Below are 25,770 nucleotides of genomic sequence, written 5' to 3'. Positions count from 1 at the left end.
GGCTGCAGCAGGCGGCGACCCGTTTTTTTATCGGGGCTGACAGGACGGTGGTGCGGGCTGGCGGGCCAGGTGTATAGGTGACTACAAAGCGGTAGCCGACCCCTCATCGGCCGGTGCTGGTGTTCCGCCGTCCGTATCGGCGCCGTCGGCCAACTCAACGCCCTGGCATTTTTCAGGCGTGACCATGCCGCAGGAAATGATCATCCTCATGGCGCAGTCGACGCTCATGTTCGGGCGGGATATCTGGTGCTCCCGCAGCAGCTGTAAAAAGCCGGAAGTCGGATTGGGAGATCCGGGGACATAGACTACATATATCTTCTTGCCGTTTTCGTCTTCCATGTCGTTGGTGATGAAGGCCAGCGACTTCACCCCTTTCTGGGGGAAGTCGACGATGACGACTTCTTTGAAAGCGCTGCGTTTGACGCCGCCCAGCGAGTCAACTACCTGCTTGGCGCCGGTGTATATCTGGGAGAATACGGGCAGCCTGGAAAAAACCTGGTCGGCGGTTTTCAGTATGCTGCGTCCCACCACGTTGTGCCAGATGATCCCCACGATCCAAATAAGGACGATGGTGCCGGCCAGTCCCAGCCCCACAATCTCCCGGCCGAAGAACAGCTTGATGACCGGCTGCAGAATCCCGTCGATGGTGTTGAACATCCACATCAGGATCAGGACCGATGCCAGCAGCGGCACCAGGAACAACAGTCCGGCGAGGAATTCCTTTTTAAGACTGGCCTTGAACCAGGTGGTTATTCTTTTCATTCAGGCTTTTCCAGTATCAAACACAAACCGATATAAAGCGGAGCATTGAAGTAATCGGGTTGGGCTTTATTGTGCCGGGGATGGGTGCCGATGTCTTACTTCTGACTCAATTTGTTTTCGAGTTCAACTCGGGACGGTTCAACCAGAACGGCGCCGTCCGGGAAGAGGATAGTCGGGACGCTTTTAAAACCCTTGTTGATGCGTTCTACCTCAGCCGCGGCGCCGGCGTCGGTAGCGATATCAATCCATTTATAGGTTACGCCCAGTTGTTTGAAGACTGATTTGGCGCGCACGCAATCGGGGCACCAGGTGGTGCCGTACATGATGATTTCGTCAGCCATTCTGACCTCCGAGATTCGGCTAATCCTTCCGGCAATAATGGGGCAGGGGCCGGCCGGCCTCCGCTCATCGCCGCGAGACGATGTCCGCCCTCCTCCAGGCTTCCACCATGGCCGCGCCCCTGCTGAGAACAATTCTATGCCGGATAAGGGCGCGGGTCAACGCCGTGGGGCTAAAACCTGAAGTGGACGAAGATGCGTCCGAAATTTTTATCGTCCTTCTCAATCCGGTGGTACTGCTGCTTTATACCCGGTTGAGTTAAAAACTTGAGAACATGCTTTTTAAGGGCGCCCGAACCCTTGCCCGGGATGATCTCGATGAGTTCTATCCTCTTTTTTACCGCTTCGGAGATGATCCGGTTCAACTCCGTTTCAATAGCCGCCCCGCGGTTATAAATTTCGTGCAGGTCAAGCACCAGTTTCGCCATTCGGTTCCCCTGTTCGATGCCTCAAATCGCTCGTTTCGCTATAATGATGACACAAACGGGCGATATGGTCGAACCATGCCGTCAGCGGCAGGTTGAGGAGTACCGGAATGTGGTATCTGGTAGGCGCTGCGGCGGCTGTACTTACGACTTTTGGGTTTGTGCCTCAGATTATTAAAATGAGACGGACCAGATCGGTAAAGGATATCAGCCTGCTGACTCTGATCCAGTTTTGCGTCGGCGTCACGATATGGGGTGTGTACGGCTGGCATTTGAAGGATCCTGTCATCGTCGCGGCGAATCTCGTCAGTCTTATCATTCTGTTGTCGGCCATAGCTATGTATTTTAGATACCGACGGGCGGCCCTGCGCTGATTGGAGGTCGGCCGGCAATCGCGAATCGCCTGTCGGCGATTGACCCGAGGGATATAATTGGTAAGGCGTTTGAGAGGGAATGGTTGAAGTGTTGAAATTCGTCTTATCGTTAGCCGCCGTCGTCGCTCTCGCCCTCGCCGGCGCGGGCTGCGGCCCGGCAGCAAGTCCCGCCACCGAGTCTCCGTTTACCGTGTCGCCTTCCCAGCCTCCATCGGCATCGCCAACGGCTAGCCTGCCGCCGTCGGCTACCGCGGCGGCTCAAACCAGAGTTGTGCTGGCCGAAATGTTCACCGGGGACTGGTGAGGCTACTGCCCGTTCGCGTCGCGAGCGATCGAAAAACACGCCGCCGAGCTTGGGCCGGGAACACTCCTTGTGCTGCAGTACCATTCCGGGGACAAATACGCCACCCCGGCCACCGAGGCTAAAGCCGCCGAATACGGCGTGAGGGGCTTCCCTTCAATCTATTTCGACGGCGGTAATCCGGCCATCGGCGCGGGCAGCGAACAGTCCGCCTATAACGCCCAGACATCCAAAATCGTCGCCGCGCTCGCTACACCGCCGTCTGTCGCTCTGAGCGCTGCCGTCAGCTTTTCCGGCGGCATTACCTTGACTGTCGCCGTCACCAATACCGGGGCAGCGGCGCTTTCTGGTCTGAAGCTATATGTCGTCCTCTATGAAGACCTAGGCACCGCCGAGCACCACTATACGGTGCGCGACGTTCTTCCCCCGGTCGCTATCGGCGGCCTGGGCTCCGGCGCCGGTCAACAATTTTCAGTCAAATCAAGCTACGGCGGCAGCCAGACCAATCTGCAGGCCGTTGTTTTCATCAAATCCGCTTCCGGCGAAGTGCTGCAGGCGGCTTTGGCCGGAAGATAGCCGCTCGTCAAAGGCAGATCACTTTTTCTTAGGGGCGGGCGCCGCGGCGGCTTCTTTTTTCGCGGGCGCCGGTTTGGCGGCCGGCTTATCGGCGTATAGTTCCGGATGGTGTGTCCGACAGGTTTTGCACATATTTAGCGCCTCCTTGCGGTATTGATTATACCCCTTGAGCGGTTATCCCCCAATCTTCGTCGGGTTATCAAGCCGGTTTGATATCGCATTTTTCAATCAGAGCGGAAAGCGCCCGGCGCGCCTGCGCCCGCTCCGCCCGCGCTTTTTGAAGGCCTTCCAGGAAAGGCGTCGGCTCGTTCCGCCGCCAGGCTGTCTCGACGATGCGGTCAATCAGGCTGGCGAATCCCAGTCCGGACTGCAAAGCCGCCAGGGCAAAGGCGCTGGTGCGTTCCAGATACGGGTTGGCGTTGACTTCGACCACCACTGGCGTCCCGGTGGCAGGCAGCCGGATATCGACTCGGGCGTAGTCACGCACTTTTAATGCGAAGGCCGCCTCGCGGCCGGCGGCGATGATGCGGGCTCGGGTTTCCGGTGCCAGATCGGTGGCTACCTGGACGTTGATGAACTGGTGGTCCGGGTCGGAGTCGTCTTTCAGGGCACGGCTGAAGACGCGGGGCGTTCCGGGCGGCAGGCTGGAAAAATCCAGTTCCATCAGCGGGAGGGCTTCGGGTGGGTCGTTTCCCAGGACGCCGACGTAAAACTCCCGGCCTTCGACATATTCCTCTACCAGCGCCTGTTCTTTCAGTTGGTTGTGGATGAAATCAATCCGCTCCACCAGCTTTGGATACTCGGTGACCAGCGACGCTTCCCCGATGCCGAGCGAAGTATCGCCCCTCAGAGGTTTAACGAACAGCGGGAAGTGCATTTTCCCGGCGAACTCGATGTTATGCCGGTCGAAAACCGCGTAATTGGGATAGGGCACGCCGTGAAACTGCAGCAGTTTTTTGGTCAACACCTTATCCTGCCGCGCAGCCATTCCCTGGGGCCCGGTGCCGGTAAATGGTTGCCCCAGCATCTCAAGCACTGCCGTAACATTCATCTCGAAATTATCGTTGTCGGCAAAACGCTCACAAAGGTTGAAAACCAGATCCGGACGGTATTCATCCAGCTTGTCCAGCAGTTCCCGCAGGTCGTCACATAGCCCTATGGCCGAGACCTCGTGCCCGGCCCCACGCAGCGCTTCGGAGACCTGGTCAACCACCTCGTCATGGGTGATTTCGTCCGGGCTGCGTTCTTCCCAGAACAGGACGCTGATTTTCAGCTTATCCATGCCTGTCTCTCCTGCCGCTTTTTTCAACGAACCGGCCCCGGCTGGTAAAATTCATCGCCAGGGCTGCCGCCATGACCGCGAAACCGGTCATCCGCTCTTCGATACGGCTTTGATCTATCTGGAGGTTAAGCCGCTGGCAGCGGGCGGTCAGGTCGGCCAGCAGGCCGGTGGCGACATGCCGTTCCAGGCCGGTCCAGCGGTTGATTTCAAGCACCAGAATACCGTGCCTGGCTTCGACCGCTTCCGATGCCGCGATCCCACGCCTGTCAGGGAAAGCCCGGCGCAGGTCCTCGTCAAGAATCCGGTGTGTCGCCACCGGCGCGTGCCGGTGTTCGCCGCAGCTGCGGTACCATGAATCGAGAGTCATCGTTAATTCGCCGACCGGGGTATCGAGCCTGCCGGCTGGCGATCGTACCAGCCGCGGCCCGTAAATCCGCGCCACCCGTTCGGCGTATTCCAGCTTTTTAAGCGCCGGGGTGCCTGAATAAACCTCGCGCCACGCCGCGCCTGGGGTCAGCCACACGGCGAAAGTCTCGGCAAAGTCATCGTCAGGATGCTTTTGGGCGTACCAGCCGGGGATGTGCCGGACAAAAGCCGGGCTGAAAGGGACTACCGGGTAAACTTCGCGGTAAGGCTCGCCGTAATCGCCGAAAAGCCTCTGCCAGAGGCGGTACCGGTACAGCCGGTGGGCGTAGTTGAAGGCATGCCCGGCCTCGTGCCGAAGATACATCATTATTTCTTCGTCGGTTTCGGCCTCGATGCCGGTCATGCTGCCTTCCAGCCGGCACAATTCGCTGCTCGCCAGGTAAAAAGGGATGCCGATAACCGGCATCCCGGCGGGGCATCCCCATTCATCGGAAAAATAAGCCTCCGGTTGGAAACCGGTGACGCCTGCTTCCAGGAGTTCGGCATGCAGCCGGCCCAGCAAGGGTTCCAGCCGGCTGCCGCGGATTTTTAGCCCGAGGTCGGCTATGCGGCGGGAAAGCAGTGTCTGGTCAGCCCCGGTCACTTTTTACCTCAAAACGAGGATACTAACAATGTAACCTATCGCTTAACTTGGGGCAAATCATCTTCGGGCCCGGAGAGAATCAGGGCACGGTGACTTCGACGGTCTGGGTCCAATCGCCGCCCTTCCATTTGAGGGGGAAAGTCAGGCGCAGTACCTGGGTTTTATCCTTGTTCAGGTTGGTTATCATCTCGTTGGTTTGAGTTACCCCGCCCTGGGTGAGGCTGGCGGTCACCACCACGGTGCCGTCGGTGCCGCGGTTGTCGATAGTGATCTCCAGGATGGCGAAATAGTGGTCGCCCATGCCCGATGTCGTCGCTTCAACCGATTTAACCACCGGTTTGGGTTTGGCCGCGGTCACCGGCGGCGTGGTTGAAGGCGATGAGGTTTCATCGGATTTAAAGGGGTTGCTCAGGCTGTCGCACCCGGAGGTGAAAAGAAGGATGAAGATGACTAGAGAGACAAATACCGTCCCGGCCAGCCGCTTCCGAATCACGGCAGCATACTAATACTTTACTGGCTGCCAGTCAAATGGCGCCGCCCACGTTTACGGAAGAGCAGCACCACCACCGCCGCCAGCATCAGGTTGAGTCCGGCAAAGCCGGCAATGATCCATTCATCTCCCCTCTGGCCGGTCATCCGGTCGAGCGAATCATTAATCGCCTGAATGATAGATTCAGCCTGATCATAGTCGCCGGCCGCCCAGGCTGATTCTGCGGCGGACAGATCATTTCTGTTTCTGTCCAGTACCAGCAGCGGCCCGAGACAGCCGAGGTTGGCGGGATCTTCGTAATGCCGCGCCGTTTTTTCAATCCGGGCAGCCGTTCGGTCCAGTTGGTCTCGAAGCGCCGCCCGCTGATCGGAACAGGCCGCCTGAAAGGCTAGTAATAGCGTGAGCACAGTTGCTGAGATTATCCAGGCGGCTGGCTTTAGAAAGCGTTGTTTAATCAAATCGGTCTTGATTTCCTGTTTTTACAGCACGTCATTGTACATGGCGGGAAGTTCTCTCGGCCAAACAGGGCATCGAGGGCGGTAAATTGTTATAATGCCGGGTAATATTGCCGAATTGAAGGGGTTTATGAGAAGGCTGCTCGAATTCAGCAAGTATATTACTTTGGTCGCTTCCGCGGCCGCCCTGCTCGCCTCGGTGGTGGCCTTCATCTGGGGACTGGTACATTCGGTCGAAGTGCTGTTCAGCTTCCTGAAGACGGACGGCGCCGATATCGTGCCTCTGATCGAACTTATGGATATCTTCCTGATCGCCACCGTGCTGCTGATATTCGCCCTCGGCATTTACGAGTTGTTTATCGGCGAACTGACCCTGCCCGCCTGGCTGGTGATCAAAAACCTGCACGATCTCAAAGTGAAGCTTTCCAGCGTGGTGATCATGGTCATGGGCATCCTTTTCCTGAAGCACCTGGCGGCCTGGGATGATCCCCAGGGAACGTTGTTTTTCGGGCTTGGCGTGGCGGTTGTCTCCGGCGCCCTGATCGCCTTCAGTTATATCGGAGATAAAAAGGACTAATCCTATTGTCTGGCCAGCAGCCGGAGATTATAATGAAACCATCGCTCGATGGAGGTGTCAAATGTGCTGCCCCGCCGTAATTGCCTTGCTCATCGGTCCCAGAGCCGCTATCCTCATCTGGTGGCTGCTTGATCAGGCGCGCTGGCAAGCCGCTTTCGACACTTTCCTGATCCCGCTGTTAGGCTTCTTCCTGCTGCCCTGGACCACACTGGCTTACGTGCTGGTTTTCCGCGGCGGGGTGGAGGGTTTTGATTTCATCTGGCTGATCATCGCTGTACTGGTGGATCTGGGCGCTTACAGCGGCGGCTACCGGAGCCGGCAGAAGATGGGCGACAGGTAATCCTGCCGGGGCCGGCTAAAGTTTTTCCCTGGTTGAAGGCCCGGCTTATTTCAGGTCCTGCTTCAGGTAAGTCGCCAGCGAGGTTACCTGTTCGGCGCTCAGGTTAAGCCTGGAGCGGTGATATTGGATGAGGTTGGTCAGCTCTGCCTGGGTGCGGCCGGCGCTGGCTTCGGAGTCGCGGTTGACCGGATTGCCCTTATTGGTGCCTTCACCGTTGACTCCGTGACATTCGGCGCAGGACGCTGCGTATAACTGAGCCCCCATCAGCACCGCCGAAGTTGAAGGCGCTGGGGTTTTCCCGACGGATGCCGCTGTCTGCCCGCAGCCAGCGGCGGTCAGCGTTAAAATCAGTAGAGCGGATAATAAAAGAAGAGCGGTGTTACGGTTCGGCAACCTCATCTGTCTGCTTCCTCAGTAAATGTGGATAAAAATTAACGAAAGTAATTTATCATAAATTTCGGCACCGCCGCAAACGCCGACAGCCTCAACGCCTAGTGGTCTCTTAAAAAACCGGCTAGAGCGACGGCCTGCTGCCGTGACAACCCGAGGGCGGCCCGATGAAACTGGACCAGGGAAATCAACTGTTCTTCAGTCCGGTTTAAGATTGCCGGGCTGTCCGGGGTGATGCGGGCGCCGCGGTCAGTTCCTTCCGCGTTAGAGCCGTGGCATTCGGCGCAGTAGGCCGCGAAAAGGACTGTGCCGTCGAGCGAGTTCGGGTTCGGGGTGGTCGCGGTCGGCTCCGGGCCGGGACCGCAGGAAGCTGTGGTCAGGAGCGCGGTTAAGGCAGTCACGGTCAGCAGCAGACTTCTGGTTTTCATTTCCAGTTCTCCAGCATCTTTCCAACCGAACGGTTTAGTTCCAGTGAGAATCCGGCGGCAAACTTGCGGCAGTAGATCTCCTGACCGGCGTTTTCGTATCTGCCGGCCCCCGCGGTGCCGCGGAACGCGTTTTCCATGTCATGAAAACAATTTTCCAACGCTGCCGCATCCAGCTGGCGATATCTGTCTTTGTTGACGATGGACTCTCGGGGGAAACGGCTGGTCAATTTTCTCTTCGCCGCCGCTTCGGTGGGATAGCCGAAGCACAGCATGGTGACCGGCAGGGTGTAAGGCGGCAAGCCGAACGTTTCCCGGTGCGTCTCGTACTGCTCCAGTACGTTGCCGATATAGCATGAACCTATCCCCAAAGATTCGGCGGCGATGACCGCCGTCTGGGCCGAAATCAGCGCGTCGCAGCAAGCCAGCAGCAGGTCGCCGGTTTGCGGCTTGCGGTTGGGCAGCCCGTCTGCCTCGGCACGCTGGGGCGCTTGGCACTTGATGAAGTAATCCCACCATCGCTGTAAATCCGCCAGGAACAACAGCACGTACGGCGCCCTGGCGATGAACGGCTGATGGTCGCAGCTGACCGCCAGGCGGTCCTTGATGGCCTGGTCCTCCACTTCGATGATCGAATACAGCATCAGATTGCCGGCCGTGGGCGCTCTGAAAGCCGCGGCCAGAATGGCGTCTTTATCGGATCGGGTGACCGGCTTCGGGCTGTAGGCGCGCACTGAGCGGCGGTTGTGGATGAGTTGAAGCGTCTCATTCATCGGCATCTGCCTCGTCGGTTTTCATTGAGTTCAAGTTTGTCTATTGGTAGAATACGCCTTGATTTCGTTTAAAACAAGAAAGCTGGAATATGTCGGATAACCTGGAAAGTCTGCAGCAAGCCCTGGTGCTCTGGACCAACATCGCTCACAAACTCTGGGAGGCCAGGTCGGCGCTGCTGCCCCGCAACCCGGATCATTCCCCCGGTGCCCCTGGCGATTCGCCGGTGTTTTCCAAAGAAATCCTCGGCCTCTACGACGGCCTGGACAGTCTTTATATGGAAGCCGAGCAGAAGAAGCGCCAGATCCTGGAACGCATCGCCCGAATTTCGCCGCCGGTTTAGTAGTTTTCCTTAAGTAGTGCGTTCCTGCCCTGCGCCGAGCCGTGAAAAATATACCTCTAACCTATTGACTTCAATAATATAGCTGCCTTACACTAATCCCGTAATTCTTTTTCATCAATCAGGATAGCTATGACCTGCCTTTTGTAATTGGTCACCTTGATTGGCAGCGAGCTAATGGTGAAACCAGCCTGTAAAGCGGCCGGTTTTGTTTTTACATGTAACAGGAGGAGGGAAAACCATGTTGAAAAAAGTGGTCTCAAGATTCACAGCGGTTCTCCTGGTGCTCGGTGTTCTGGTTCTTTTGTTACCCGCGGCTGTCCCAATTGTGGCCGCTCCGAAAGGTTTGTTGGACCTGATTGCCGTTGATGCCGACCCTTATTACAAAAGTATGGAATTTGATGAAATGGCAATTTCGGCATCTCAAAGCTGGAGTGTAGAGAAGGACCTTAACGGGGTCATTACCAGGGCGGAGTTGCTTGTCGATGGAAGTTTGAAGTGGTTCCAACTCCGGGCTCTTGGCGAATGGGCTGAGATCTGGGTTGCTGAGGACCTGAGTTATCCGGTTGACGACCCCAGGCCTACCCCGGTAATCACAGATGATCAAATTGCATATCTTATTGATGAATTTGACGCGAATATCTACGAGAGTAATACCAAATATTTTGGGAAAACCGTCGACCGTGATGGTACCGGAGACGGAATCCCTGAAGCCTATCAAACTGACAATCCTCAACGCGTGATGATTCTGGTTTTCAATATTATTGACGAAGGCTATTATGACCCGGACTATCCATTTTACATTGCCGGGTATTTCGCCCCGGCGATTAACGAGGAATTCAATCGAAATATCATCCATATTGACAGTCATGACTGGGCTAACCGAGTCGGGCCGGATGTCAGCCGTCCCTTCCTTTATGAGAGTACGATCGCCCACGAGTACGAACATGCTATCCACTATGACCGTGACGCCGACGAACCATCTTGGGTTGATGAAGGTATGGCGGACCTTTCAGGTTATCTAGCTGGTTATGGCCATCCGGACGACCACATCGCCTATTACCTTGTCTATCATCGGACCCCGCTTACAACCTGGGGCGGCGGCCTGGAGAGTTATGGGGCGAGTTACTTGTTCCAGTTCTACCTGATGGAGAACTTCGGCGGTTCGGATTTTATCAGCGCCCTGGTGGGAGACCCTGCAAATGGTATTCAAGGCATTGAGAACCAGCTTGCGACAGCCGGTTATGTAGGAGTGACGTTTGATCAGATATTCCGGGACTGGACACTTGCCAATTATCTTGATAGACCTGAGGATGAAGGTTTATCAGGCGCAACTCTTGGATATGAAGCGCTGAATATTCCATCTCCGGATACCCGCGGCTATTCCATACAATGGAGTATCAAGAACTATTACGGGTCCGATAATCACGGAAATATACCTTTGCCGCGGTATTGGGGAGGCTACAAGTCAGGTACCGTTCAGTATCCTTTGGGGACTCTGATGCCGTACACTCCTATGTACTTGACATATAAAGGAGCTCAACCTCAACTGGTATCAAATTTCAGGGGCGCCGATACTTCGGGTGTTGCCCCTAAAAACGGCAACTATGAACTTTTTGGCGGCCGCGGTGATCTCTTGGAGACTAAAGCCACGCTAACTTTGCCTGTTACACTCGGTGCCAACGCAATGTTAAGCTTCCAATCCTGGTACGAGATCGAAGAAGCTTGGGATTTTGGATTTGTTCAGATCTCGACTGACGGTGGATCGACGTGGAGGAGCTTATCCAATGCGAATACTACAATTCAGCATGATCCTTCGGCTATTGAGAGTGCCATAACCAATTTACCTGGGTTCACTGGCAGCAGCGGTGGCTGGGTGCATCAGGAATTCGACCTCGCTGCCTATGCCGGGCAGTCTGTTCGCCTCAGGTTCCTGTATATCACCGATTGGGCAACCAATGAAGCCGGTTTTTATGTCGATGACATTATTGTCAGCGACAATTCAGGAGTCCTTTTCAGTGATGGCTTGGAATCTGGCAGCGGGAATTGGGATCTCGAAGGATGGACTCACACCACCGGTTTGGTGGGAAATGACTGGTCTCTAGTGTTTGTGAACCCGTTGTATATAAATGGGAAACTGAGTGAATATCAAGTTACTGATTCCGCTCCCATATTAAGCGATGGTTTCCAACGTGACACTTCTTTCCTGAACACCATGAACCTCGGCAAAGATGAAGTGACCATTATCGTATTCAATTTTCAGCCGGAGAACGCCAATTTCCCGGCGGACTACCGGCTCTTAGTTGAAACGGGTAACAACCGGAAGTAGCTTCACCAACATCGGACGTCGGTAGCGGCTTTGCTTTGCAAAGCCGCTACTTTTTTATAATTGCCCCTACCCCCGCAGCACCACCACCCGCAGCAGCGTCATCAGGATACTCATGAACGTATTCACCGCCCTCTCCGCCTCGGCGCTCGGCGCCTCCCCGGGCCCCATCGGCGTCGACAGGAACTCCCCCAGCTTGCGCATTGTCTTCGTTGAGTTCCCCTGCCGGTGCTCCGCCGCCAGCCGCTTCAACTCCTCGCTGGGCTTCAGGTCGAGGTTTTCGATACTATCGGTGAACTTTTTCTCCCGGAAGCGCTGGTAGCCGCGGAAATGCCCTCGGTTGAGCCACAGCCCGCGGCAGGCCGGGCACCGTTCGAGGATTATCTCTCTCGGGAAATGCCGGTCGGTGAACCTTTGCAGCCTGGTCCCGTCCCGGGGGCAGGCCAGGTCGCGCCGCACCTCAGCCGTCGGCTGGGCCAGGCTTGCCTCGTCAAGCGCTTCCAGCCTGGCCGCCTCGCCCTGCCGCGCCCGGAACAACTCCGATTCATCGAACCAGATGCCGCCGCACTCCGGGCACTGGTCAAGCTGAAGCGGCAGCCCGTAGTGGCAGGCCGCCGCCACGCCGCGGAGTTCGGACTGGTCATGAGGGCATCTCATCATATCGGAGCTGATACTAAATCCGCCGGCGTTTGCCTGTCAAACCCGGAGCCTTTGGCGGAAACGCCGCCGCGGGGTATCATAATAGGACATCTACTGTGGAGGAATACCGACATGCCCGCCTCAGAACAACAAAGAATGATCCAGGCCATCACCGCCGCCATCGAGCTTGAGACCGAAGGCCGCGAATGCTACCTGGCCGCCGCCCAGAACTCCGCCAACGAAGCCGGCCGCAAACTGCTTCAGTCCCTTGCCGCGGAGGAAGACGACCACCGCCGACGCTTTGAGTCGCTCTACCAGTCAGTCAGCCGGGATCACGGCTGGCCGGCCGCCCCGCTGCGCGCGCCGTCTTCACGTCAGATCCGCCAGAACCTGGCCGCCGTCTGCCGCGAGATCGGCGTCAAGGTCTCCGGCGCCGCCGGCGAACTGGAGATGGTCAACATCGCCATCGAAAAAGAAAAAAAGAGCCACGAACTCTATCGGGAACACGCCGAAAAAGCCGCCTTCGAGACCGAAAAAGAGTTTTACACCGTCCTGGCCGATGAAGAATGGGAGCACGCCCGGGCGCTCCTGGACTACGCCGAATATCTGACCAATCCGGAGGACTGGTTCGCCGAAACTGAACACCCGTCGCTGGACGGCGGTTAACCTTACTTCACCGCTAGTGGGGAACGAGCGCCTCGCCGGCGCCGAAGAGGAACACAAAAAGCCCTAAGAGGACGGCCAGGAACACCGTCGCCGCCCGCTCCCTGCGTTTAACGACCGCGAACAGTCCCAGAACCGCCGTCGTCGTCCCCAGCAGCCAGGCAAGTATCATCAGGCTGGCGGTGACCGGCTCGTTGAAGAACGAAGGGCGGTCCGGGATCTCGTCCGGGATGATGACGATAGCCTGGGCGAGGAAGAAAACCGGGAAGAACAGCGCCGCCGCCAGCACCGACAGTCTGCCCTGGGACGTGGCCGGGAAGACCCATCTTTTCATCCGATCCGCCCTCCGCCGGTAATGATTATACCGCCGCCGTCAATCGGCAGCGAAGAGACCGGCGGGGAGGTTGCCTCCGGGAGTATAATCTCTATATGCGGATGTGGCTGGTTGACCCGCGGCTGATGTGCCGCCGCCATCTCCTGGGTGAACACGTCGAGCTCCATATGCTGGCCGGATGCCTCCGCCGCGGCAAGCGGATTGGCGGCTACTTGAAAGGCCTGGTAGATCCGGCCCTTATCGCCTGCCGCCATGAGCAGCTGGTGCGGGAAATGAGCTTTCGGGGCTTTTCTCACCGCTCGCCGATAGATTCGCCGGGCTGTCTCGAGCCTGCGGCCAGCATTTCGCCGGAGCGCAATCTGGCCGAACTCCGCCGCCGCTGCCCCGCCTGCGCGTCCATCGCCGCGCCGCCGGTCGAAAGCTGAAGGGGGCAGATATGCTTCTGGGATTTGTATTCCTGCTAATCTGGATCTGGCTGGTCTGGGAGTACCGGAGAAGAAAGGCATCGCTCTTTTCAAAAGATGAGTCCGCGGCCGCCGCCGTCTGGCTGAAGCTTTTTAGGAGATCCCTTTGGCTGGGCGGCATCGCCGCGGCTGTTTTCGCCGCCTCGGTCCTGATTCACAACGCCGCCTCCGCACTGATGGGTATAGAAGAGGCGGTCTTTTTCATCGCCGCCCTTATCGCCCTCGTTGCCTTTGTCATCACTACCGGCGTCAGCCTGGTGCTGTATGTCAGGGGGCGGCTCAGGTAATATATTGAACTCGCAGGCCACTGGCCCGCGCCGCTTGCCCGGGTTTGAAGGAGAAGGATATAGCCGGTAATAATGATGTGACCATGGACACCAGGACAGACCTGCTCGTCAGGCTCAACCAAACCGCTTTGCAGCTCTTGGAGTTCAGCCGGAGCGTTGCTGATCCGGATACTCCGATGTATGAAGGCTGGACCGTCAAGAAGACCCTTGGGCACATCCTGTTCTGGCATGAAAGTTTTGCCCGCAATGTCCGGGATCTGGCCGATGGCGTTAAACCGGCGCCGGTTTCAGGCGCTTACAGCGAACTAAACCGCCGCTGTTTTGAAGAACTTGAAAACGTGACTTTTCAAGAGGTACTGGACCGGTTCAAGGCAGCGAACGATGTGATTAACCGCCGCATCATGGATAGCAAATTGGTCTTGATCCCTTACCGGGTGGGTTCCCGGAGCTACTCCCCGGAAGAGCACCTCGAGGTTGTTTCCAAGCATATCCTGACTCACCTGAAGGCACTGAAGGCCGCGGTAAAAAGGCGCCTGAAATAAGCCGGTTGTTCCGCTTATTCCGGCTGATCGCCTGCTGAATGGCGGATATCGGAAGCTTGCCGGTGGTTTCCGGCCGCGGCTAGTTTTTGTACGCCGTAATATCGGTCACCACGCCCAGGACCGCCGTCTGGCCGTTGTGGCTGATCATGCGCGGCGTGAGGCGGATCCACCTGGTCCCGCCGCCTTTGGAAACAATCCGCAGTTCAGGCTCCTTCGGCAGGTGTTCCAGCTTGCCTGATAAGGCGGAAACCGTTTGGCACTTGAAAGTCTCCCGGTCTTCCGGATGCACCAGGTCCATCACGTTCATATTCTGAATTTCATTCCGGTCGTAGCCCGCGTAATCTACAAACGCCTGGTTGAAATAGACCAGGTCGCCGTCCTGGAAAACGTACACCGGCAGCGGGATTTCATCGATGATCTTGCGGTAAAAGTATTTATCTTCCACTTTTATTCCTCGGTTGGCTGCTGCGGGTTGCTGAGTGATGCTTTTATGGGCTCTTCAGCCAATCCGCCAGCAGGGAAACCTGGGCAGAGGTCAGATTCTTGGCGGTTTTATGATCGGTCAGGAAACTGGCCAGGCTGGCGCTTGAAAAGTCGGTCAGGGCTGAAGGGGTTATATCCGGGCCCCGGTCCCCGGCCCGGTTGCTGCCGTGGCAGGAGGCGCAGTCGTTGGCGAATATCTGGGAAGCCGAAGTCAATTCCGCCGGCGACACCGTATCCGGCACGCAGGCGCTCAACATTGAAGCGATGATAACCGCCGCTGCGGTTGCCAGGATACCCGTGGCTTTAAGTCTCAAATGAACTCTCCGTTGATAAAATTTTTGGTAACTATACCATATTTTTAGTGGATTTTTGGAGTGGAGAAACGCGAGTATCCTCTTGGGCAAGAATCTCTTTTCTTTGTCATTTCACTTCTTTGTCATTCCACTCCTTTGTCATCCCACTTCTTTGTCATTCCGCTTCTTTTTTGTCATTCCGGCGCAGGCCGGAATCCAGAGAGGCGGTTGAACGTGGCGCTGAGGGGAGGGGTGGTGAAGGGGATTGAAAAACCTTGTGAAGGTGATTGAACATAACATCCCAGCGTGGTAGCATCTAGGCATTTCGGAGGGGGTTTTAGGAATGCCGCTCTTCATGAAAACAGCCAATGAAGTTAATTTGAATGTTGAAAGCAGGTATCTCAGGAAGTTTCACGAACTTCTTGGCTGGCCTGCTATCGAAAAGGCTGGGAAAGAGTATGCCTCGGCACCCCTGCTGTTTCAGCCGATCCGTGACCGTCTAACAAGAGAAGAACAAGAATCTCTTTGTTTAGATATCATGATGAATCAGAAGTTAACAGTACAAGAGAAATTGGATACTCTAATGGGTTTGACGATGTTTTGGGACGGGTTGTCGCTTGATCAATCGAAAATGTCCGGTTTAGAAGTGGTATTTGGAAAAGGTTTTACCGATGCTATAAGGTCTTTGAAGAAAGAGTCACAAAAGCAGCAATCTGAAACCGTTGAACAAAAGCTAATCGCCTATGTCAAACGTACTAAATTATCTCGTTAATCGCCTGTCTAGCCGTTCCTATGTTCGATTAAAATATTCTTGAACCAGGCACGAAACTTAGTTTCTTTAGGAGTCATATAGCCTCCGGACTGGTTTATTGATACATCGAGAAGAATACCCTTCCATGCCTACGTCTTAGCTAAATAATCCCGCACCCAAGGTTGAGCCTTCCCGTCCCGACCAGGATAGCAATACTGCAGAGCGTGATGCCGGCTATGGCTAACCCGCGGTCCTTGTTCCTGCTTAAGCCCACGGCGCTGAATACCAACCCAATGATCGCGAATGGAATGTTCAGCCAGTTAAACCAACCCAGAAACGGAATCAAACCCAACAGGAACCCCAGAAACGCCAGGATGCCGATGACAAAACCAGCGATGGTCATACAGTTCTATCCTTTGCCAGCTTCATTAGTCCTCTCCGGAGACTAAAATACCCGGCCGTTAAGCCGGGCATTTGTTGTATTTCCACTTCGTTAGAATTATACCGTATGAGTCAAGAATCTAGAGCGCAAAGTCAAAGACCAGGACGGACGAGTTGGAGAGGGGTGGTGAGAGGCGATTTCATTATCAATCAGCCAGCAGGTGGGGGTTAGGACTTTAGCTAGAAAAACCTTAATAGACGTTAGATTTTCCACGACGAATCCTATGGAACTCTTTTAAGCTAATCTGATCTTCGTCTTTAGGAAACCCGATATATAAATGATATTCATATTTATTACACTTGTGGCAGAAATGCCCAGTTACAATTTGCCTTAAGCCAGACGTATCTGTGAATAATTCTTTATGCTTTGGATCATATTTGAGTACATACGATTTACCCCAGTCATGTTTACATCTAATCTGTTTGAATATATTAGGTAGTTCCATTTGGTCCGTACCTTTCTGATCCTAGTTGATTTATGAGGGGAGGGGTGGTGATGGAATTAAATAGAAAGATTAATCTTGCGCCGGAGCCTCCTCTTGTGTTGTATCACGTTGGACTGGAATAACGGCGAAACTTGCTGGATTAATAATGTTATAAGAGATCAGCACTTCAATCCAGTATTCCACGTTACCTAGGCGTTCGGATTCACCAATCGCGAACCATAATCTACTGTTCTGATTTGGATCGCCGATATAAGTCCATTCACCAGCATTTGAATTGAATATTAGAAAGGTATCAAGAGGGGCATATTTGTTAGACCAAAATATTTTCATTTGGAGATTACCTAGAATGACAGACTCTTGTTTTTTACACTCAAATACCATTCTAGGAGTGAACTCCTTATAAAAATCAGATAGCAAATACACTGGCGCTATTATCGTATTTGGAGGTTCTCCCTTTTCAGCGAGTTCAGAAACTACATTAGTCAAAATATCGAACGATGGCTTTGATTCTAAGATTGTTACGTTCTTGGGAACAATCGTGCTGGATACTTGTTGATGAAAGTATCTTTTTTCGCCGTTTGCTATTGCCCGTCCAACGTCACAGAAATAGGGATCCCAAATGTAGGAACGGTCATTGAATTCGTTGAGATTGATCAATCTCCGAATGCCGATACTATTAGCGGGGGATCCATCGCTTAGATGGTCCTTGAGAACAACTCTCGATATGTGAGGTGTAATGGAGGCTGTTTCATAGGCGTCAAATGCTGCTGAGGTAATTTCGCTTATGGTTTGAGAATTGAGGTTTCGCGTCGATTGACGAAGTTTCGCCATCAAGCGTATTCGTGTAGGAAGGGATATCGGATTGCTCATAAAATGGTTGCCTCGATTTGAGGATTGAGTTTCTGAATTCTTTTTATTATTCTCGGGAGATCAAGAGCAATTTCTTTGACAGTGTCGAGATATTGTCCCGAAGATGTATTAGCATAGTTGCGCGCTGTCAATTCAAGTGGAACCTGAGCATTGTCGATCACTATAGTTATGGTCTTTTTCCTATGATTAAGAGCGTATCCCGCCTCTTGCGCTTGTCCCCAAGAATGACAGCTAAGGGGAGTGCACAGAAAAATAAACACATCGGTTTCATTGACAATCCGTTTAGCAATCTCCTGCCAGACAAGAACGCCGAGAGTCTTATTATGGTAATAGATCCATGGTTGATGTCCCGTTTTTCGAATGATTTCTGCTGCCTTGTTGGCAAAATTGGTACCATCAGAAGAAGAATAGCTTATGAAGACTCTAAGTTTCATCTATCGAAGACACCAGACAAGATGAGTTGAAAATAAAAAGCGCCTAGCGTAACGCACCAGGCGCGGTTTCTTGTGAGCTGTTTTTCGGGCAAAATACTGAAAGATTTATGGTTCTTCGTCGGATTTCACTCTATAGTCACATCGTGGGCACACACGATAGACAACCTTTTTGTCTGCATAGGTGATCAATTTGTTTGGCCTAATTGTAGAGACCTCTTTCTGGAGTGGTGAGTAACCGCATTTCGGGCACTTCATTAGGCGTCCTCCAGCTAAACCAAAACCTGGTGTATTACCATTGCACAAACATCGGCATCACTACGTGAACGTAGTTGTCCGTTCCCACCGGCCGGATCACGCCGGGGCTTGACGGCCCCGTGACCTCCAGCGCCACCTGGCTTTCGGAAATGACGCCCAGCACGTCCAGCAGGTACTTGCCGTTGAAGGCAATCTTGGCTTCCTCGCCGGAGACCGCGGCGTCCAGTTCGGCCTGGTCCTCGCCGATCTCCTCGGAGCGTGCCGTGATGGACAGCCTGCCCGGCGTCTTGCCGCCGCCCGGGGTCATGATCAGCCGTACGATTCCTCCGCCGTCGCGGGCGAAGATCTGGGCGGTGCGCGCCGCCATCAGGAAGGCCGGCGTCTCGACCACTGCGCGGGTGGTGTGGGACTGCGGGATGATCTGGCTGTACTGCGGGAAGGCGCCCTGCAGCAGCTGGGACACCAGCTCGACGTTCTTGAGTTTGAACAGTATCTGGCTCTTCTGGGTGTCCACGGTGATGCCGATGCTTTCATCGCCGTCGCTTAAGAGGCGGCTGACCTCGGACAGCGTCTTGGCCGGGATGATAGCCTTGATCTTCTGAGAGGCAGGCTCGGCCAGGGGCATCTTGTAGACCGCCAGGCGGAAGCCGTCGGCGGCGGCCAGCGTCAGGACGGAGCCCTCGAACAGCGCGTCGATGCCGGTCAGTACCGGGCGGGACTCGTCGGTGGCCGCGGCGAAGACCACCCTTGAAACGCCCTTCTTGAACTCGGCGACATCGACTTTGACCGCCACGCCGTTCTCCACCCGGGGGATGGGCGGGAAGTCCCGGGCGTCGACGCCGGTCATCCGCGCCTCGAAGCGGGCGCATTTCATGGTCAGTATCTTCTTGGCCGAAAGGGCCATCTCGATTTTGTCGTTCGGCAATGAGCCGATAAACTCGGTCAGCAGCTTCGCCGGCACGGTGGTGGCGCCTTCCTCCTCGATCTTGGCCCCGATCCAGCAGGACACCGCGATCTCCAAATTGGTGGCTGAAAGCTTCAGCCGGCCTTCGTCGGTAGCCACCAGCACGTTGCTGGTGATCGGCAGTGTGGAGCGTGAGGCGGCGGCCCGGCCGACAATAGCCAGCCCTTTGCTCAGGTTCTCTTGCAGACAGGATAGGCGCATATGGGGTTCCTCCGGTTTCTGGTTAGGTAGTGAAAGATTATACGCCGGTGCAGGCGGGGAGGCAATCATTTTTTTAGCTATTTTGCCTTCGACCGAAAGGCGGAAACCGGCGCCCGGCCGCGGCGGCGTTGGTGCCTTGACATAATAAAATAACGCCCCAAAAACGACAAAACCCGCTTGACGATTACGAAGAACTCATGTGCTATAATCCCCTCGCCCTGTCATCGCCGGGGCTCCCCTTGAATGGCGGTTACTTCCGTTCGTGGTGAGCCTGTCGAACCATGAACGGGGCGGCGCATCGATGATCATTTAATTCCGTTCGTGGTGAGCCTGTCGAACCATGAACGGAAATGCAACACAGGAGTGAAAGAGTATGCCGGAGCAATTGTTCCCAAACCGCACGAATATCCAATCCCCCGATTGGCCCAACGCGGCAAAACCGGTTCGTTTCGGTAACAACACCTTATCTAGCCGGGAAATAAAAACAAATGGCTACTCGTACCGCAGCGCCTCCACCGGATCGAGCCTGGCCGCCCGGTTGGCGGGATACAATCCGGCCAGCAGGGCGATGACGGTGGTCAAGGCGATGACGCCGGGGATGAGCCACCAGGTGAACGATGAAAGCTGGAAGCCGGGGAAATCGGACAGGAAAGTCCTCGCCCCGATGACATTGAGCGCCTGGCCGGTTACAAGCGCCAGCACCCCGCCCGCCGCCCCGCCCAGGAAGCCCAGGGCGGCGCCCTCGGCGGTGAACATTAGCCGGATGGTGCCGCGGGTGGCTCCCACCGCCTTCATCACCCCTATCTCCCGGGTACGCTCGTGGATAGCCATCAGCAGTGTGTTGATGATGCCGATAGCCGCCACCACCAGGGCGATGATGCCGAAGGCGGACAATCCTACCTGGATAACATTGAATACGGAGTTGATCTCAGCCAGGATGTCGTCTGAGGTGAGGGCGTTCCAGCCCTCGGCCTTTACCGCCGCGGCGATAGGTTTGACATCGCTTAAAGCCGCCGCCTTGAGCTGCACGGTGAAGCCCGGCTGCTGCTCGGAGTATCTCAGGGGGTTGCTCTGGTAAAAACGGGCCATCTCGATGGCGTCGGACTGGGTGATCAGGAGTTCGGCGGTGGAGATTTTCTTATCGATGACGCCCTTGATGGTGAAGGTATAGTCCCGTGTTTCAGTCTCGTAAGCCAGCTGCTTGCCCACCGACACAGTCACCTGCCGCCCGATAACGCTCTCGTCGTCGGGCCAGCCGAAAGTGGTCAGGTAATCGTAGGCCATCAGGCACTGCCCGGCGTCGCCATCGGTGATGTGGCTGCCCATGAACAGCGGTCGGATGGCGGCCTCGTACTCCGGCACCCCGTCGACGTTCACGGTGTAGATCTTGGAACTGCCCTCGGGCTGGATGTAGCGGGCAGAGACGCTCACCAGGTAGTCAACCCGCTCGACGCCGGGGACAGCCCGCAGCTTCTCGAGGTCGGCAGCCGTGAACGGCAGGATGACGACGGTCTCGATGCTGGAGATTTCCTGAGGCCGGCCGCCGCCCTGGAAGACGTTGATATCGCGCCCGGAGGAGACTATGATCGCGTCCTCCGGGAAAGTCTGGCCAAATTGCCCGACGATGAAACCCTTGAGCCCGGTGCCCAGGCTGGCCATTAGCGCCACCAGTGTCGCCCCGATGACCACGGCGGCCACCGTCAGTGCGGTGCGCATTTTACGCCGCCACAGGTTGGAAAAAGCCATGGCAATAATTTCGTTAAACGGCACGGCTGTCTCCGGTAATCAGGCCGTCGCGCAGCGTCACTACACGGCGGGATCGGCGCGCCAGTTCGACGTCGTGAGTGGCGACGATCAGGGTGATGCCCTGTTCCTGGTTGAGTCGCCCCAGCAGGTCCATGATCCGGGCGCCGTTGGTAGTGTCGAGGTTGCCTGTCGGCTCATCGGCGACGATGATCGCCGGGCTGGTCACCAGGGCGCGGGCGATTGATACCCGCTGGCGCTCGCCGCCGGACAACTGGTTTGGCCGGTGACCGGCGCGGTGTCCCATACCGACGGCCTCGAGAGCAGCCCTGGCCCGAGCCAGGCGCTCTGTTTTCCCAACTCCGGCGAAAAGCAGCGGGATGGCAACATTTTCCTCGGCGGTATAAGTGGGATGAAGGTGAAAAGACTGGAAAACAAACCCGACGTTTTTGTTGCGGTACTCAGCCAGTTCCCTGTCCGAAGCCCTTGACAGGTCGCGTCCATCGACGGTGATGCTGCCCTCGGAGGCGGTATCGAGCCCGCCGATCAGATGAAGCAGCGTGCTTTTACCTGAGCCGGACGGCCCGACGAACGCGGCGAAATCCCCTTTTTCCAAGTCGAGCGACACTCCGGCCAGAGCGTGGACCGTTTCTTCGCCCAGTCGGTAGTCCTTTTTCAGGTCGTGAACATGGATAAAGGTCTCCATGTTACGTGATTTCCTGGACCTTAAGGAGGTTGGTGGTACCGGCGACGCCCAGCGGCACGCCTCCGGTGACAACGATATTATCGCCGGCCTTGGCGAGTTTGAGTTTCCGGCACAAACGCACCGCAGTGGAGAAGAGTTCATCCACTGTTTTGGGCGTCGGTATCTGAATGGCCTGGACGCCCCAGTTGAGGATCACTCGGCGGCAGGTATCCCCGTTGGGGGAGATGGCCAGGATCGGCGTGCTCGGCCGGTATTTAGCGACGCGCCCGGCGGTCGAACCGGACGACGTGAAGGCGACAATGGCGGCGGCTTTGAGGCGCCGCGCTGTAAGGCAGGCGTTGTAACTGATAAGTTCCTCGGTCTGGTTGACCAGCCAGGTGTCGCGTTCAGCGATCCAGAGGTCGTACGGCAGGACCCTTTCGGTCTCCATAGCTACCGCGGACATCATCGCAACCGCTTGCACCGGGTATTTGCCGATGGAAGTTTCAGCCGAAAGCATCACCGCGTCGGTGCCGTCAAATATAGCATTGGCAACGTCGCTGACCTCCGCCCGGGTCGGTCTAGGCGCCGCAATCATGGATTCCAGCATTTGAGTGGCGGTAATTACAGGCTTGCCGGAGCGGTTCGCCTTATGGATGATTTCCTTCTGAACCAGAGGCAACTTTTCCAGCGGGATATCAACCCCCAGGTCTCCCCGGGCGACCATTACGCCGTCGGCTTCAGCCAGGATCGAATCGAAGGCCGCTACCGCCGTACCCCGCTCGATTTTAGCAATCAGTGGAATCTCGGCGCCGGATTTCTTGATTATACGGCGCACCTGGATTATGTCCTGCGGACGGCTGACAAATGATAAGGCGATGAATTCCGGGCGCTGGCTGACGGCGAACCTGATATACTCCTTCAACTGTTCGGTCAGGAACGGCATGCTGGATTTGCGGCCCGGTACGGCAATGCCCCGGCCGGGGGTAAGTTTCCCGCCGACTATCACCGTGCAAACCGCACTGGTTGGAGTCAAATCCTGGCATTTGAGTTGAAGGGCGCCGTCGTCAAGTAGAATGATATCCCCGGACCGTACATCGCGCGGCAGCGTCGGCAGATTCACCGGCACCAGCCTTTCGTCGCCGATGACATGCTCTGTGGTCAGAGTGACGGCCGCGCCTTGTTCCAGCCATACCGACGCGGTTTTTAACTGGCCGGTCCGGTATTTAGGCCCTGGCAAGTCGATCAAAATCGCTATCGGCAGCCCCAGCCGTTTACTTTCAGCGCGAATTTGTTTGATATAGTCCGCGTGCTCGTCGGTGCTCCCGTGGGATAGATTGAGCCGGGCGATATTCATACCGGCGGTTAGAAGTGCCGATAACTGTTCCGGCGATCCGGAAGACGGGCCGATGGTCGCGACAATTTTTGTCCGTCGAGGACTGAAAGGCTTTTTGGGTTTCATACCGGCATTATCACACAAGATGGAGGTGCGCTCAAAACATCAGCTTCGATGTGAACGGGCCGACTATACCAGCATTTGTTTAAGGGTGTATAGCATTTCCAGTGCCTCCCTGGGCGTCAACGAATCGGGATCCATTCCTCTGATTAATTCGATTGCCGGGGACGGCGGATTCAGGAAAGAAAGTTGAGCCGAAACAGGTCTGGCGGACACTGGTGTTTCGGTCTTCAGGTTTTCCAGTTCGGCTAGAATTTCGTTAGCCCGGCGGACAACCGGCTTGGGCAACCCGGCGATTTTAGCGACGTGGATGCCGTAGCTGCGGTCTGTCCCACCGGGCTGGATCCGATGGAGAAAAATAACTTCCCCCTTGTCCTCAGTGACCGCTACGTTGAAATTTCGCACCCTGGGGAGGCGTTCAGCCATGGAGATCAGTTCGTGATAATGAGTTGCAAATAGCGTTCGGGCACAAAGTCGCTGATGAATGAATTCCACTACCGCCTGCGCTATGGCCAGTCCATCACTGGTGGAGGTGCCGCGCCCAATTTCATCCAGGATAAGCAGACTGCTGGATGTCGCGCTGGATAAAATCAACGCCGTCTCCACCATTTCCGTCATAAAAGTGGATTTCCCTGAAACCAGATCCTCCCTGGCGCCGATCCGGGTGAAGATCCGGTCGCAAATGCCGATTTCGGCGCTGGTGGCGGGAATGAAAGACCCTATTTGCGCCATCAGGACGATAATTGCTACCTGCTTCAAATAGGTGGATTTCCCGGCCATATTCGGCCCGGTAAGGATGATGATCTGGCTGTCGCCGGTCTCCAAGTCAATATCATTGGGAATATAAGCACTGTGATCGAGTGTCTGCTCGATGACCGGATGACGGCCGCCGTCGATTTTTATCACCGGCCCGTCAACAATGGAGGGTTTAACATAGGCATTTTCAACCGATACCGCCGCAAGAGCGCTCAACACATCAACGCGGGCGATTGTTTCAGCCAGGCTTAGTAAAGAATCGGCTGACTGCCCGATTTGTTGCAGAACGTGCCGGTATAGAGAAGTCTCCAGGTCGGCCAGCCGCTCCTTCGATGACAGTACCTGCAATTCGAGTTCCTTGAGTTCCGGGGTTATGAACCTTTCAGCATTGGATAACGTCTGTTTGCGGATATACCGAATCGGCACCTGAGATAGATTGGGATTTGAGACCTCAAGATAATATCCGAAGACTTGATTGAAACCTACTTTTAGCGTCCTGATGCCGGTTTTGGAACGTTCAGTAGACTCAAGCTGGGTGATAAATAACCTGGAGTTGGCAGCCAGATCTTTATTCTTGTCAAGCTCAACCGAAAATCCAGTCCGGATCACGCCTCCTTCGCCAGGGCTCGCCGCCGGCTCAGGCTCAATAGCTTCATGGATCAATCGCACAAGGTCTGGTAACGGTTTTAATCCGCTCCTGAGTCCTTTCAGCGTATCACTATCCAGGGCGTCCGCCAGCGCCGGGACGGTTTCAAGGCTGCGCTTCAATGCGATGAGTTCACGCGGCATGGCGGTCAAGGTCTTTATCCGGTTGATCACCCGCTCGAGATCGGCCACCTGTTTCAGCTTTTTTTCAATCTCTTTCAGCATCAGATGCTGGCTGTGAAGTGTCTCAACACAAGCCTGGCGTTCCAGGATGCCCTGCCGGCTGAGAAGGGGCTTTCCCAGCCAACGCCGCAGCATGCGGGCTCCCATGACTGTTTTGGTCCGGTCGACAATGCCTAACAACGAACCGCTGACCCCGCCGGTGGTGGCGTTTTGGAAAACCTCCAGATTGGTCAGGGTATTATCATCCAAGGCCATATACTCTGCGGCTGAATAATTTGAAATGTGGCTCAATACCCCGAGAGCACTCTGATTAGTCTCCCGCAGGTAGACGACAATAGCCCCGGCTGCCGCGGCGGCTAGCGGCTGGTTCTCCAGGTTGTAGCCTTCCAGCGTTGATGTCCTAAAAGCAGCTTTAAGAGTATCCGCGGCAGATTCCGGATCAAAAACACTGGGGTCGAGTTCGGTTATCGAAATGCCACGAGGGAGGCAAGCCTCGACGCCATTTGGCAGAATAAGTTCGGCCGGGTGGATCCGTCCCAGTTCGGTTTCTAGCCGCTCGGCAGGAATCTGGGCGGCGGCAAATTCACCGGTCGAGATGTCGATATAGGCCAACCCGCAGGACGTCCCGCCAGGTGCAATTGAAGCCAGGTAGTTGTTTACGCGGCCGTCCAGAAGGGCTGGTTCGACGATTGTCCCCGGGGTGACCACCCGGACCACCTCACGCTCCATCAAACCTTTGATTTCACCTGGGCGGGTAGTCTGTTCGCAGACGGCGATCTTGTGACCTCGCCCGATCAGTCTGGCGATGTAGTTTTCAGCAGCGTGGTAGGGTATGCCAGCCATGGGCACTTTAAGGCCTTTACCCATCTCCCGGGCGGTCAGGACTATCTCCAGTTCTCGGGCTGCCAGTTCAGCATCAGAGTCGAACGTCTCGTAAAAATCACCCAGGCGGAAAAAGACGATTGAATCCGGATAACGCTTTTTGATACGCAGGTATTGCGTTCGCAGCGGGGTCAGGTTCTCAGTCATATCGGCTATTGTAACCCAAGATCAT

General features: G+C 55.6%; 34 protein-coding genes and 1 riboswitch. Of the genes, 12 read left to right on the top strand and 22 right to left on the bottom strand.

The window, feature by feature from the left end; genetic code table 11:
- Positions 1 to 81: 81 nt before the first annotated feature.
- The 3 genes from ABV300_RS08425 to ABV300_RS08415 all read right to left on the bottom strand — a co-directional run bounded on the left by ABV300_RS08425 (position 82) and on the right by ABV300_RS08415 (position 1,528).
- Positions 82 to 762, bottom strand: coding sequence for a DUF502 domain-containing protein (locus tag ABV300_RS08425; protein WP_353714410.1), 681 nt, complete (start codon positions 760 to 762; stop codon positions 82 to 84).
- 95 nt (positions 763 to 857) lie between these two features.
- The gene (locus ABV300_RS08420; protein ID WP_353714409.1) at positions 858 to 1,103 is read right to left on the bottom strand and encodes a glutaredoxin domain-containing protein; all 246 of its coding nucleotides are present in this window, start codon (positions 1,101 to 1,103) and stop codon (positions 858 to 860) included.
- A 170-nt stretch (positions 1,104 to 1,273) separates the two neighbouring features.
- A complete protein-coding gene (locus tag ABV300_RS08415) occupies positions 1,274 to 1,528 on the bottom strand; it encodes a Smr/MutS family protein (RefSeq protein ID WP_353714408.1) in 255 nt (84 codons plus the stop codon).
- A gap of 107 nt (positions 1,529 to 1,635) precedes the next feature.
- Here ABV300_RS08415 and ABV300_RS08410 point away from each other — a divergent pair, with 107 nt between their 5' ends.
- The 3 genes from ABV300_RS08410 (at position 1,636) to ABV300_RS08400 (ending at position 2,776) form a co-directional block, all read left to right on the top strand.
- Positions 1,636 to 1,899 carry a SemiSWEET family transporter gene (locus ABV300_RS08410; RefSeq protein WP_353714407.1) on the top strand — a complete coding sequence of 88 codons (264 nt, stop codon included), beginning with the start codon at positions 1,636 to 1,638 and terminating at the stop codon, positions 1,897 to 1,899.
- A 79-nt stretch (positions 1,900 to 1,978) separates the two neighbouring features.
- The gene (locus ABV300_RS08405; protein ID WP_353714406.1) at positions 1,979 to 2,203 is read left to right on the top strand and encodes a hypothetical protein; all 225 of its coding nucleotides are present in this window, start codon (positions 1,979 to 1,981) and stop codon (positions 2,201 to 2,203) included.
- 69 nt (positions 2,204 to 2,272) lie between these two features.
- Positions 2,273 to 2,776, top strand: a complete 504-nt coding sequence (locus tag ABV300_RS08400) for a hypothetical protein (RefSeq protein ID WP_353714405.1) — start codon at positions 2,273 to 2,275, stop codon at positions 2,774 to 2,776.
- Positions 2,777 to 2,975: 199 nt separating this feature from the next.
- Here the strand turns inward: ABV300_RS08400 and ABV300_RS08395 are convergent, their stop codons facing one another.
- The 4 genes from ABV300_RS08395 to ABV300_RS08380 form a co-directional block, all read right to left on the bottom strand.
- The gene (locus tag ABV300_RS08395; RefSeq protein ID WP_353714404.1) at positions 2,976 to 4,058 is read right to left on the bottom strand and encodes a D-alanine--D-alanine ligase; all 1,083 of its coding nucleotides are present in this window, start codon (positions 4,056 to 4,058) and stop codon (positions 2,976 to 2,978) included.
- The gene (locus ABV300_RS08390; RefSeq protein ID WP_353714403.1) at positions 4,051 to 5,067 is read right to left on the bottom strand and encodes a putative zinc-binding metallopeptidase; all 1,017 of its coding nucleotides are present in this window, start codon (positions 5,065 to 5,067) and stop codon (positions 4,051 to 4,053) included. The genes ABV300_RS08395 and ABV300_RS08390 overlap by 8 nt, the downstream gene beginning before the upstream one ends.
- Before the next feature lie 79 nt (positions 5,068 to 5,146).
- Entirely contained in the window at positions 5,147 to 5,560 is a 414-nt protein-coding gene (locus ABV300_RS08385; RefSeq protein ID WP_353714402.1) for a hypothetical protein, read from the bottom strand.
- 17 nt (positions 5,561 to 5,577) lie between these two features.
- Positions 5,578 to 6,015: a hypothetical protein gene (locus tag ABV300_RS08380; protein WP_353714401.1), complete on the bottom strand. Its 438-nt coding sequence runs from the start codon at positions 6,013 to 6,015 to the stop codon at positions 5,578 to 5,580.
- Between the two features lie 127 nt (positions 6,016 to 6,142).
- On the opposite strand from ABV300_RS08380, the gene ABV300_RS08375 reads away from it, so the two are divergent.
- Entirely contained in the window at positions 6,143 to 6,589 is a 447-nt protein-coding gene (locus ABV300_RS08375; protein WP_353714400.1) for a YqhA family protein, read from the top strand.
- Between the two features lie 61 nt (positions 6,590 to 6,650).
- Complete coding sequence (locus ABV300_RS08370; RefSeq protein WP_353714399.1) at positions 6,651 to 6,929, top strand: hypothetical protein; 279 nt, start codon at positions 6,651 to 6,653, stop codon at positions 6,927 to 6,929.
- Positions 6,930 to 6,974: 45 nt separating this feature from the next.
- Here the strand turns inward: ABV300_RS08370 and ABV300_RS08365 are convergent, their stop codons facing one another.
- From ABV300_RS08365 to ABV300_RS08355, 3 genes are all read right to left on the bottom strand, one after another.
- Positions 6,975 to 7,328, bottom strand: a complete 354-nt coding sequence (locus ABV300_RS08365; protein WP_353714398.1) for a cytochrome c — start codon at positions 7,326 to 7,328, stop codon at positions 6,975 to 6,977.
- 92 nt (positions 7,329 to 7,420) lie between these two features.
- The gene (locus tag ABV300_RS08360) at positions 7,421 to 7,747 is read right to left on the bottom strand and encodes a hypothetical protein (protein WP_353714397.1); all 327 of its coding nucleotides are present in this window, start codon (positions 7,745 to 7,747) and stop codon (positions 7,421 to 7,423) included.
- Positions 7,744 to 8,523 (bottom strand): nitroreductase family protein, encoded by a 780-nt coding sequence (locus ABV300_RS08355; RefSeq protein WP_353714396.1) that lies wholly within the window; start codon positions 8,521 to 8,523, stop codon positions 7,744 to 7,746. Before ABV300_RS08355 ends, ABV300_RS08360 begins: the two co-directional genes overlap by 4 nt.
- 83 nt (positions 8,524 to 8,606) lie before the next feature.
- Here ABV300_RS08355 and ABV300_RS08350 point away from each other — a divergent pair, with 83 nt between their 5' ends.
- Both ABV300_RS08350 and ABV300_RS08345 read left to right on the top strand, forming a co-directional pair.
- Positions 8,607 to 8,858: a hypothetical protein gene (locus ABV300_RS08350; RefSeq protein WP_058439153.1), complete on the top strand. Its 252-nt coding sequence runs from the start codon at positions 8,607 to 8,609 to the stop codon at positions 8,856 to 8,858.
- Between the two features lie 112 nt (positions 8,859 to 8,970).
- Positions 8,971 to 9,054, top strand: a riboswitch (cyclic di-GMP riboswitch).
- Positions 9,055 to 9,096: 42 nt separating this feature from the next.
- Entirely contained in the window at positions 9,097 to 11,184 is a 2,088-nt protein-coding gene (locus ABV300_RS08345) for a hypothetical protein (protein ID WP_353714395.1), read from the top strand.
- 66 nt (positions 11,185 to 11,250) lie between these two features.
- On the opposite strand, the gene ABV300_RS08340 is transcribed toward ABV300_RS08345, so the two are convergent.
- The gene (locus ABV300_RS08340) at positions 11,251 to 11,841 is read right to left on the bottom strand and encodes a zf-TFIIB domain-containing protein (protein WP_353714394.1); all 591 of its coding nucleotides are present in this window, start codon (positions 11,839 to 11,841) and stop codon (positions 11,251 to 11,253) included.
- A gap of 111 nt (positions 11,842 to 11,952) precedes the next feature.
- Between ABV300_RS08340 and ABV300_RS08335 the strand changes: the two genes are divergently transcribed.
- Complete coding sequence (locus ABV300_RS08335; protein ID WP_353714393.1) at positions 11,953 to 12,486, top strand: ferritin family protein; 534 nt, start codon at positions 11,953 to 11,955, stop codon at positions 12,484 to 12,486.
- A gap of 13 nt (positions 12,487 to 12,499) precedes the next feature.
- Here ABV300_RS08335 and ABV300_RS08330 read toward each other — a convergent pair whose 3' ends face one another.
- Complete coding sequence (locus ABV300_RS08330; protein WP_353714392.1) at positions 12,500 to 12,817, bottom strand: hypothetical protein; 318 nt, start codon at positions 12,815 to 12,817, stop codon at positions 12,500 to 12,502.
- A 95-nt stretch (positions 12,818 to 12,912) separates the two neighbouring features.
- Between ABV300_RS08330 and ABV300_RS08325 the strand changes: the two genes are divergently transcribed.
- From ABV300_RS08325 to ABV300_RS08315, 3 genes are all read left to right on the top strand, one after another.
- The gene (locus ABV300_RS08325) at positions 12,913 to 13,242 is read left to right on the top strand and encodes a pyrimidine dimer DNA glycosylase/endonuclease V (protein WP_353714391.1); all 330 of its coding nucleotides are present in this window, start codon (positions 12,913 to 12,915) and stop codon (positions 13,240 to 13,242) included.
- 11 nt (positions 13,243 to 13,253) lie between these two features.
- A complete protein-coding gene (locus ABV300_RS08320; RefSeq protein WP_353714390.1) occupies positions 13,254 to 13,568 on the top strand; it encodes a hypothetical protein in 315 nt (104 codons plus the stop codon).
- Positions 13,569 to 13,651: 83 nt separating this feature from the next.
- The gene (locus ABV300_RS08315; RefSeq protein ID WP_353714389.1) at positions 13,652 to 14,110 is read left to right on the top strand and encodes a hypothetical protein; all 459 of its coding nucleotides are present in this window, start codon (positions 13,652 to 13,654) and stop codon (positions 14,108 to 14,110) included.
- Positions 14,111 to 14,189: 79 nt separating this feature from the next.
- On the opposite strand, the gene ABV300_RS08310 is transcribed toward ABV300_RS08315, so the two are convergent.
- On the bottom strand, positions 14,190 to 14,555 hold the full coding sequence (locus ABV300_RS08310; RefSeq protein WP_353714388.1) for a PAS domain S-box protein: 366 nt from the start codon (positions 14,553 to 14,555) through the stop codon (positions 14,190 to 14,192).
- Positions 14,556 to 14,598: 43 nt separating this feature from the next.
- Positions 14,599 to 14,907, bottom strand: coding sequence for a cytochrome c (locus tag ABV300_RS08305; RefSeq protein ID WP_353714387.1), 309 nt, complete (start codon positions 14,905 to 14,907; stop codon positions 14,599 to 14,601).
- 322 nt (positions 14,908 to 15,229) lie between these two features.
- Here ABV300_RS08305 and ABV300_RS08300 point away from each other — a divergent pair, with 322 nt between their 5' ends.
- The gene (locus ABV300_RS08300) at positions 15,230 to 15,658 is read left to right on the top strand and encodes a hypothetical protein (RefSeq protein ID WP_353714386.1); all 429 of its coding nucleotides are present in this window, start codon (positions 15,230 to 15,232) and stop codon (positions 15,656 to 15,658) included.
- Positions 15,659 to 15,797: 139 nt separating this feature from the next.
- Here the strand turns inward: ABV300_RS08300 and ABV300_RS08295 are convergent, their stop codons facing one another.
- The 8 genes from ABV300_RS08295 to mutS all read right to left on the bottom strand — a co-directional run bounded on the left by ABV300_RS08295 (position 15,798) and on the right by mutS (position 25,745).
- Entirely contained in the window at positions 15,798 to 16,040 is a 243-nt protein-coding gene (locus ABV300_RS08295) for a hypothetical protein (RefSeq protein WP_353714385.1), read from the bottom strand.
- Positions 16,041 to 16,593: 553 nt separating this feature from the next.
- On the bottom strand, positions 16,594 to 17,355 hold the full coding sequence (locus tag ABV300_RS08290; protein WP_353714384.1) for a hypothetical protein: 762 nt from the start codon (positions 17,353 to 17,355) through the stop codon (positions 16,594 to 16,596).
- 35 nt (positions 17,356 to 17,390) lie between these two features.
- On the bottom strand, positions 17,391 to 17,828 hold the full coding sequence (locus ABV300_RS08285; protein WP_353714383.1) for a toll/interleukin-1 receptor domain-containing protein: 438 nt from the start codon (positions 17,826 to 17,828) through the stop codon (positions 17,391 to 17,393).
- Positions 17,829 to 18,117: 289 nt separating this feature from the next.
- The gene (gene dnaN, locus ABV300_RS08280; protein WP_353714382.1) at positions 18,118 to 19,248 is read right to left on the bottom strand and encodes a DNA polymerase III subunit beta; all 1,131 of its coding nucleotides are present in this window, start codon (positions 19,246 to 19,248) and stop codon (positions 18,118 to 18,120) included.
- A gap of 492 nt (positions 19,249 to 19,740) precedes the next feature.
- The gene (locus tag ABV300_RS08275; RefSeq protein ID WP_353714381.1) at positions 19,741 to 21,018 is read right to left on the bottom strand and encodes an ABC transporter permease; all 1,278 of its coding nucleotides are present in this window, start codon (positions 21,016 to 21,018) and stop codon (positions 19,741 to 19,743) included.
- Positions 21,008 to 21,697 (bottom strand): ABC transporter ATP-binding protein, encoded by a 690-nt coding sequence (locus ABV300_RS08270; RefSeq protein WP_353714380.1) that lies wholly within the window; start codon positions 21,695 to 21,697, stop codon positions 21,008 to 21,010. The genes ABV300_RS08275 and ABV300_RS08270 overlap by 11 nt, the downstream gene beginning before the upstream one ends.
- A gap of 1 nt (position 21,698) precedes the next feature.
- Positions 21,699 to 23,138: a pyruvate kinase gene (gene pyk, locus ABV300_RS08265; RefSeq protein WP_353714379.1), complete on the bottom strand. Its 1,440-nt coding sequence runs from the start codon at positions 23,136 to 23,138 to the stop codon at positions 21,699 to 21,701.
- A 63-nt stretch (positions 23,139 to 23,201) separates the two neighbouring features.
- A complete protein-coding gene (gene mutS / locus ABV300_RS08260) occupies positions 23,202 to 25,745 on the bottom strand; it encodes a DNA mismatch repair protein MutS (RefSeq protein ID WP_353714378.1) in 2,544 nt (847 codons plus the stop codon).
- Positions 25,746 to 25,770: the final 25 nt, after the last annotated feature.

It is taken from the genome of Dehalogenimonas sp. 4OHTPN, from assembly GCF_040448695.1.
GTDB lineage: Bacteria > Chloroflexota > Dehalococcoidia > Dehalococcoidales > Dehalococcoidaceae > Dehalogenimonas.
Note: the sequence above shows the minus strand (reverse complement) of the source record. Positions and strands in the feature narration are given on the sequence as shown.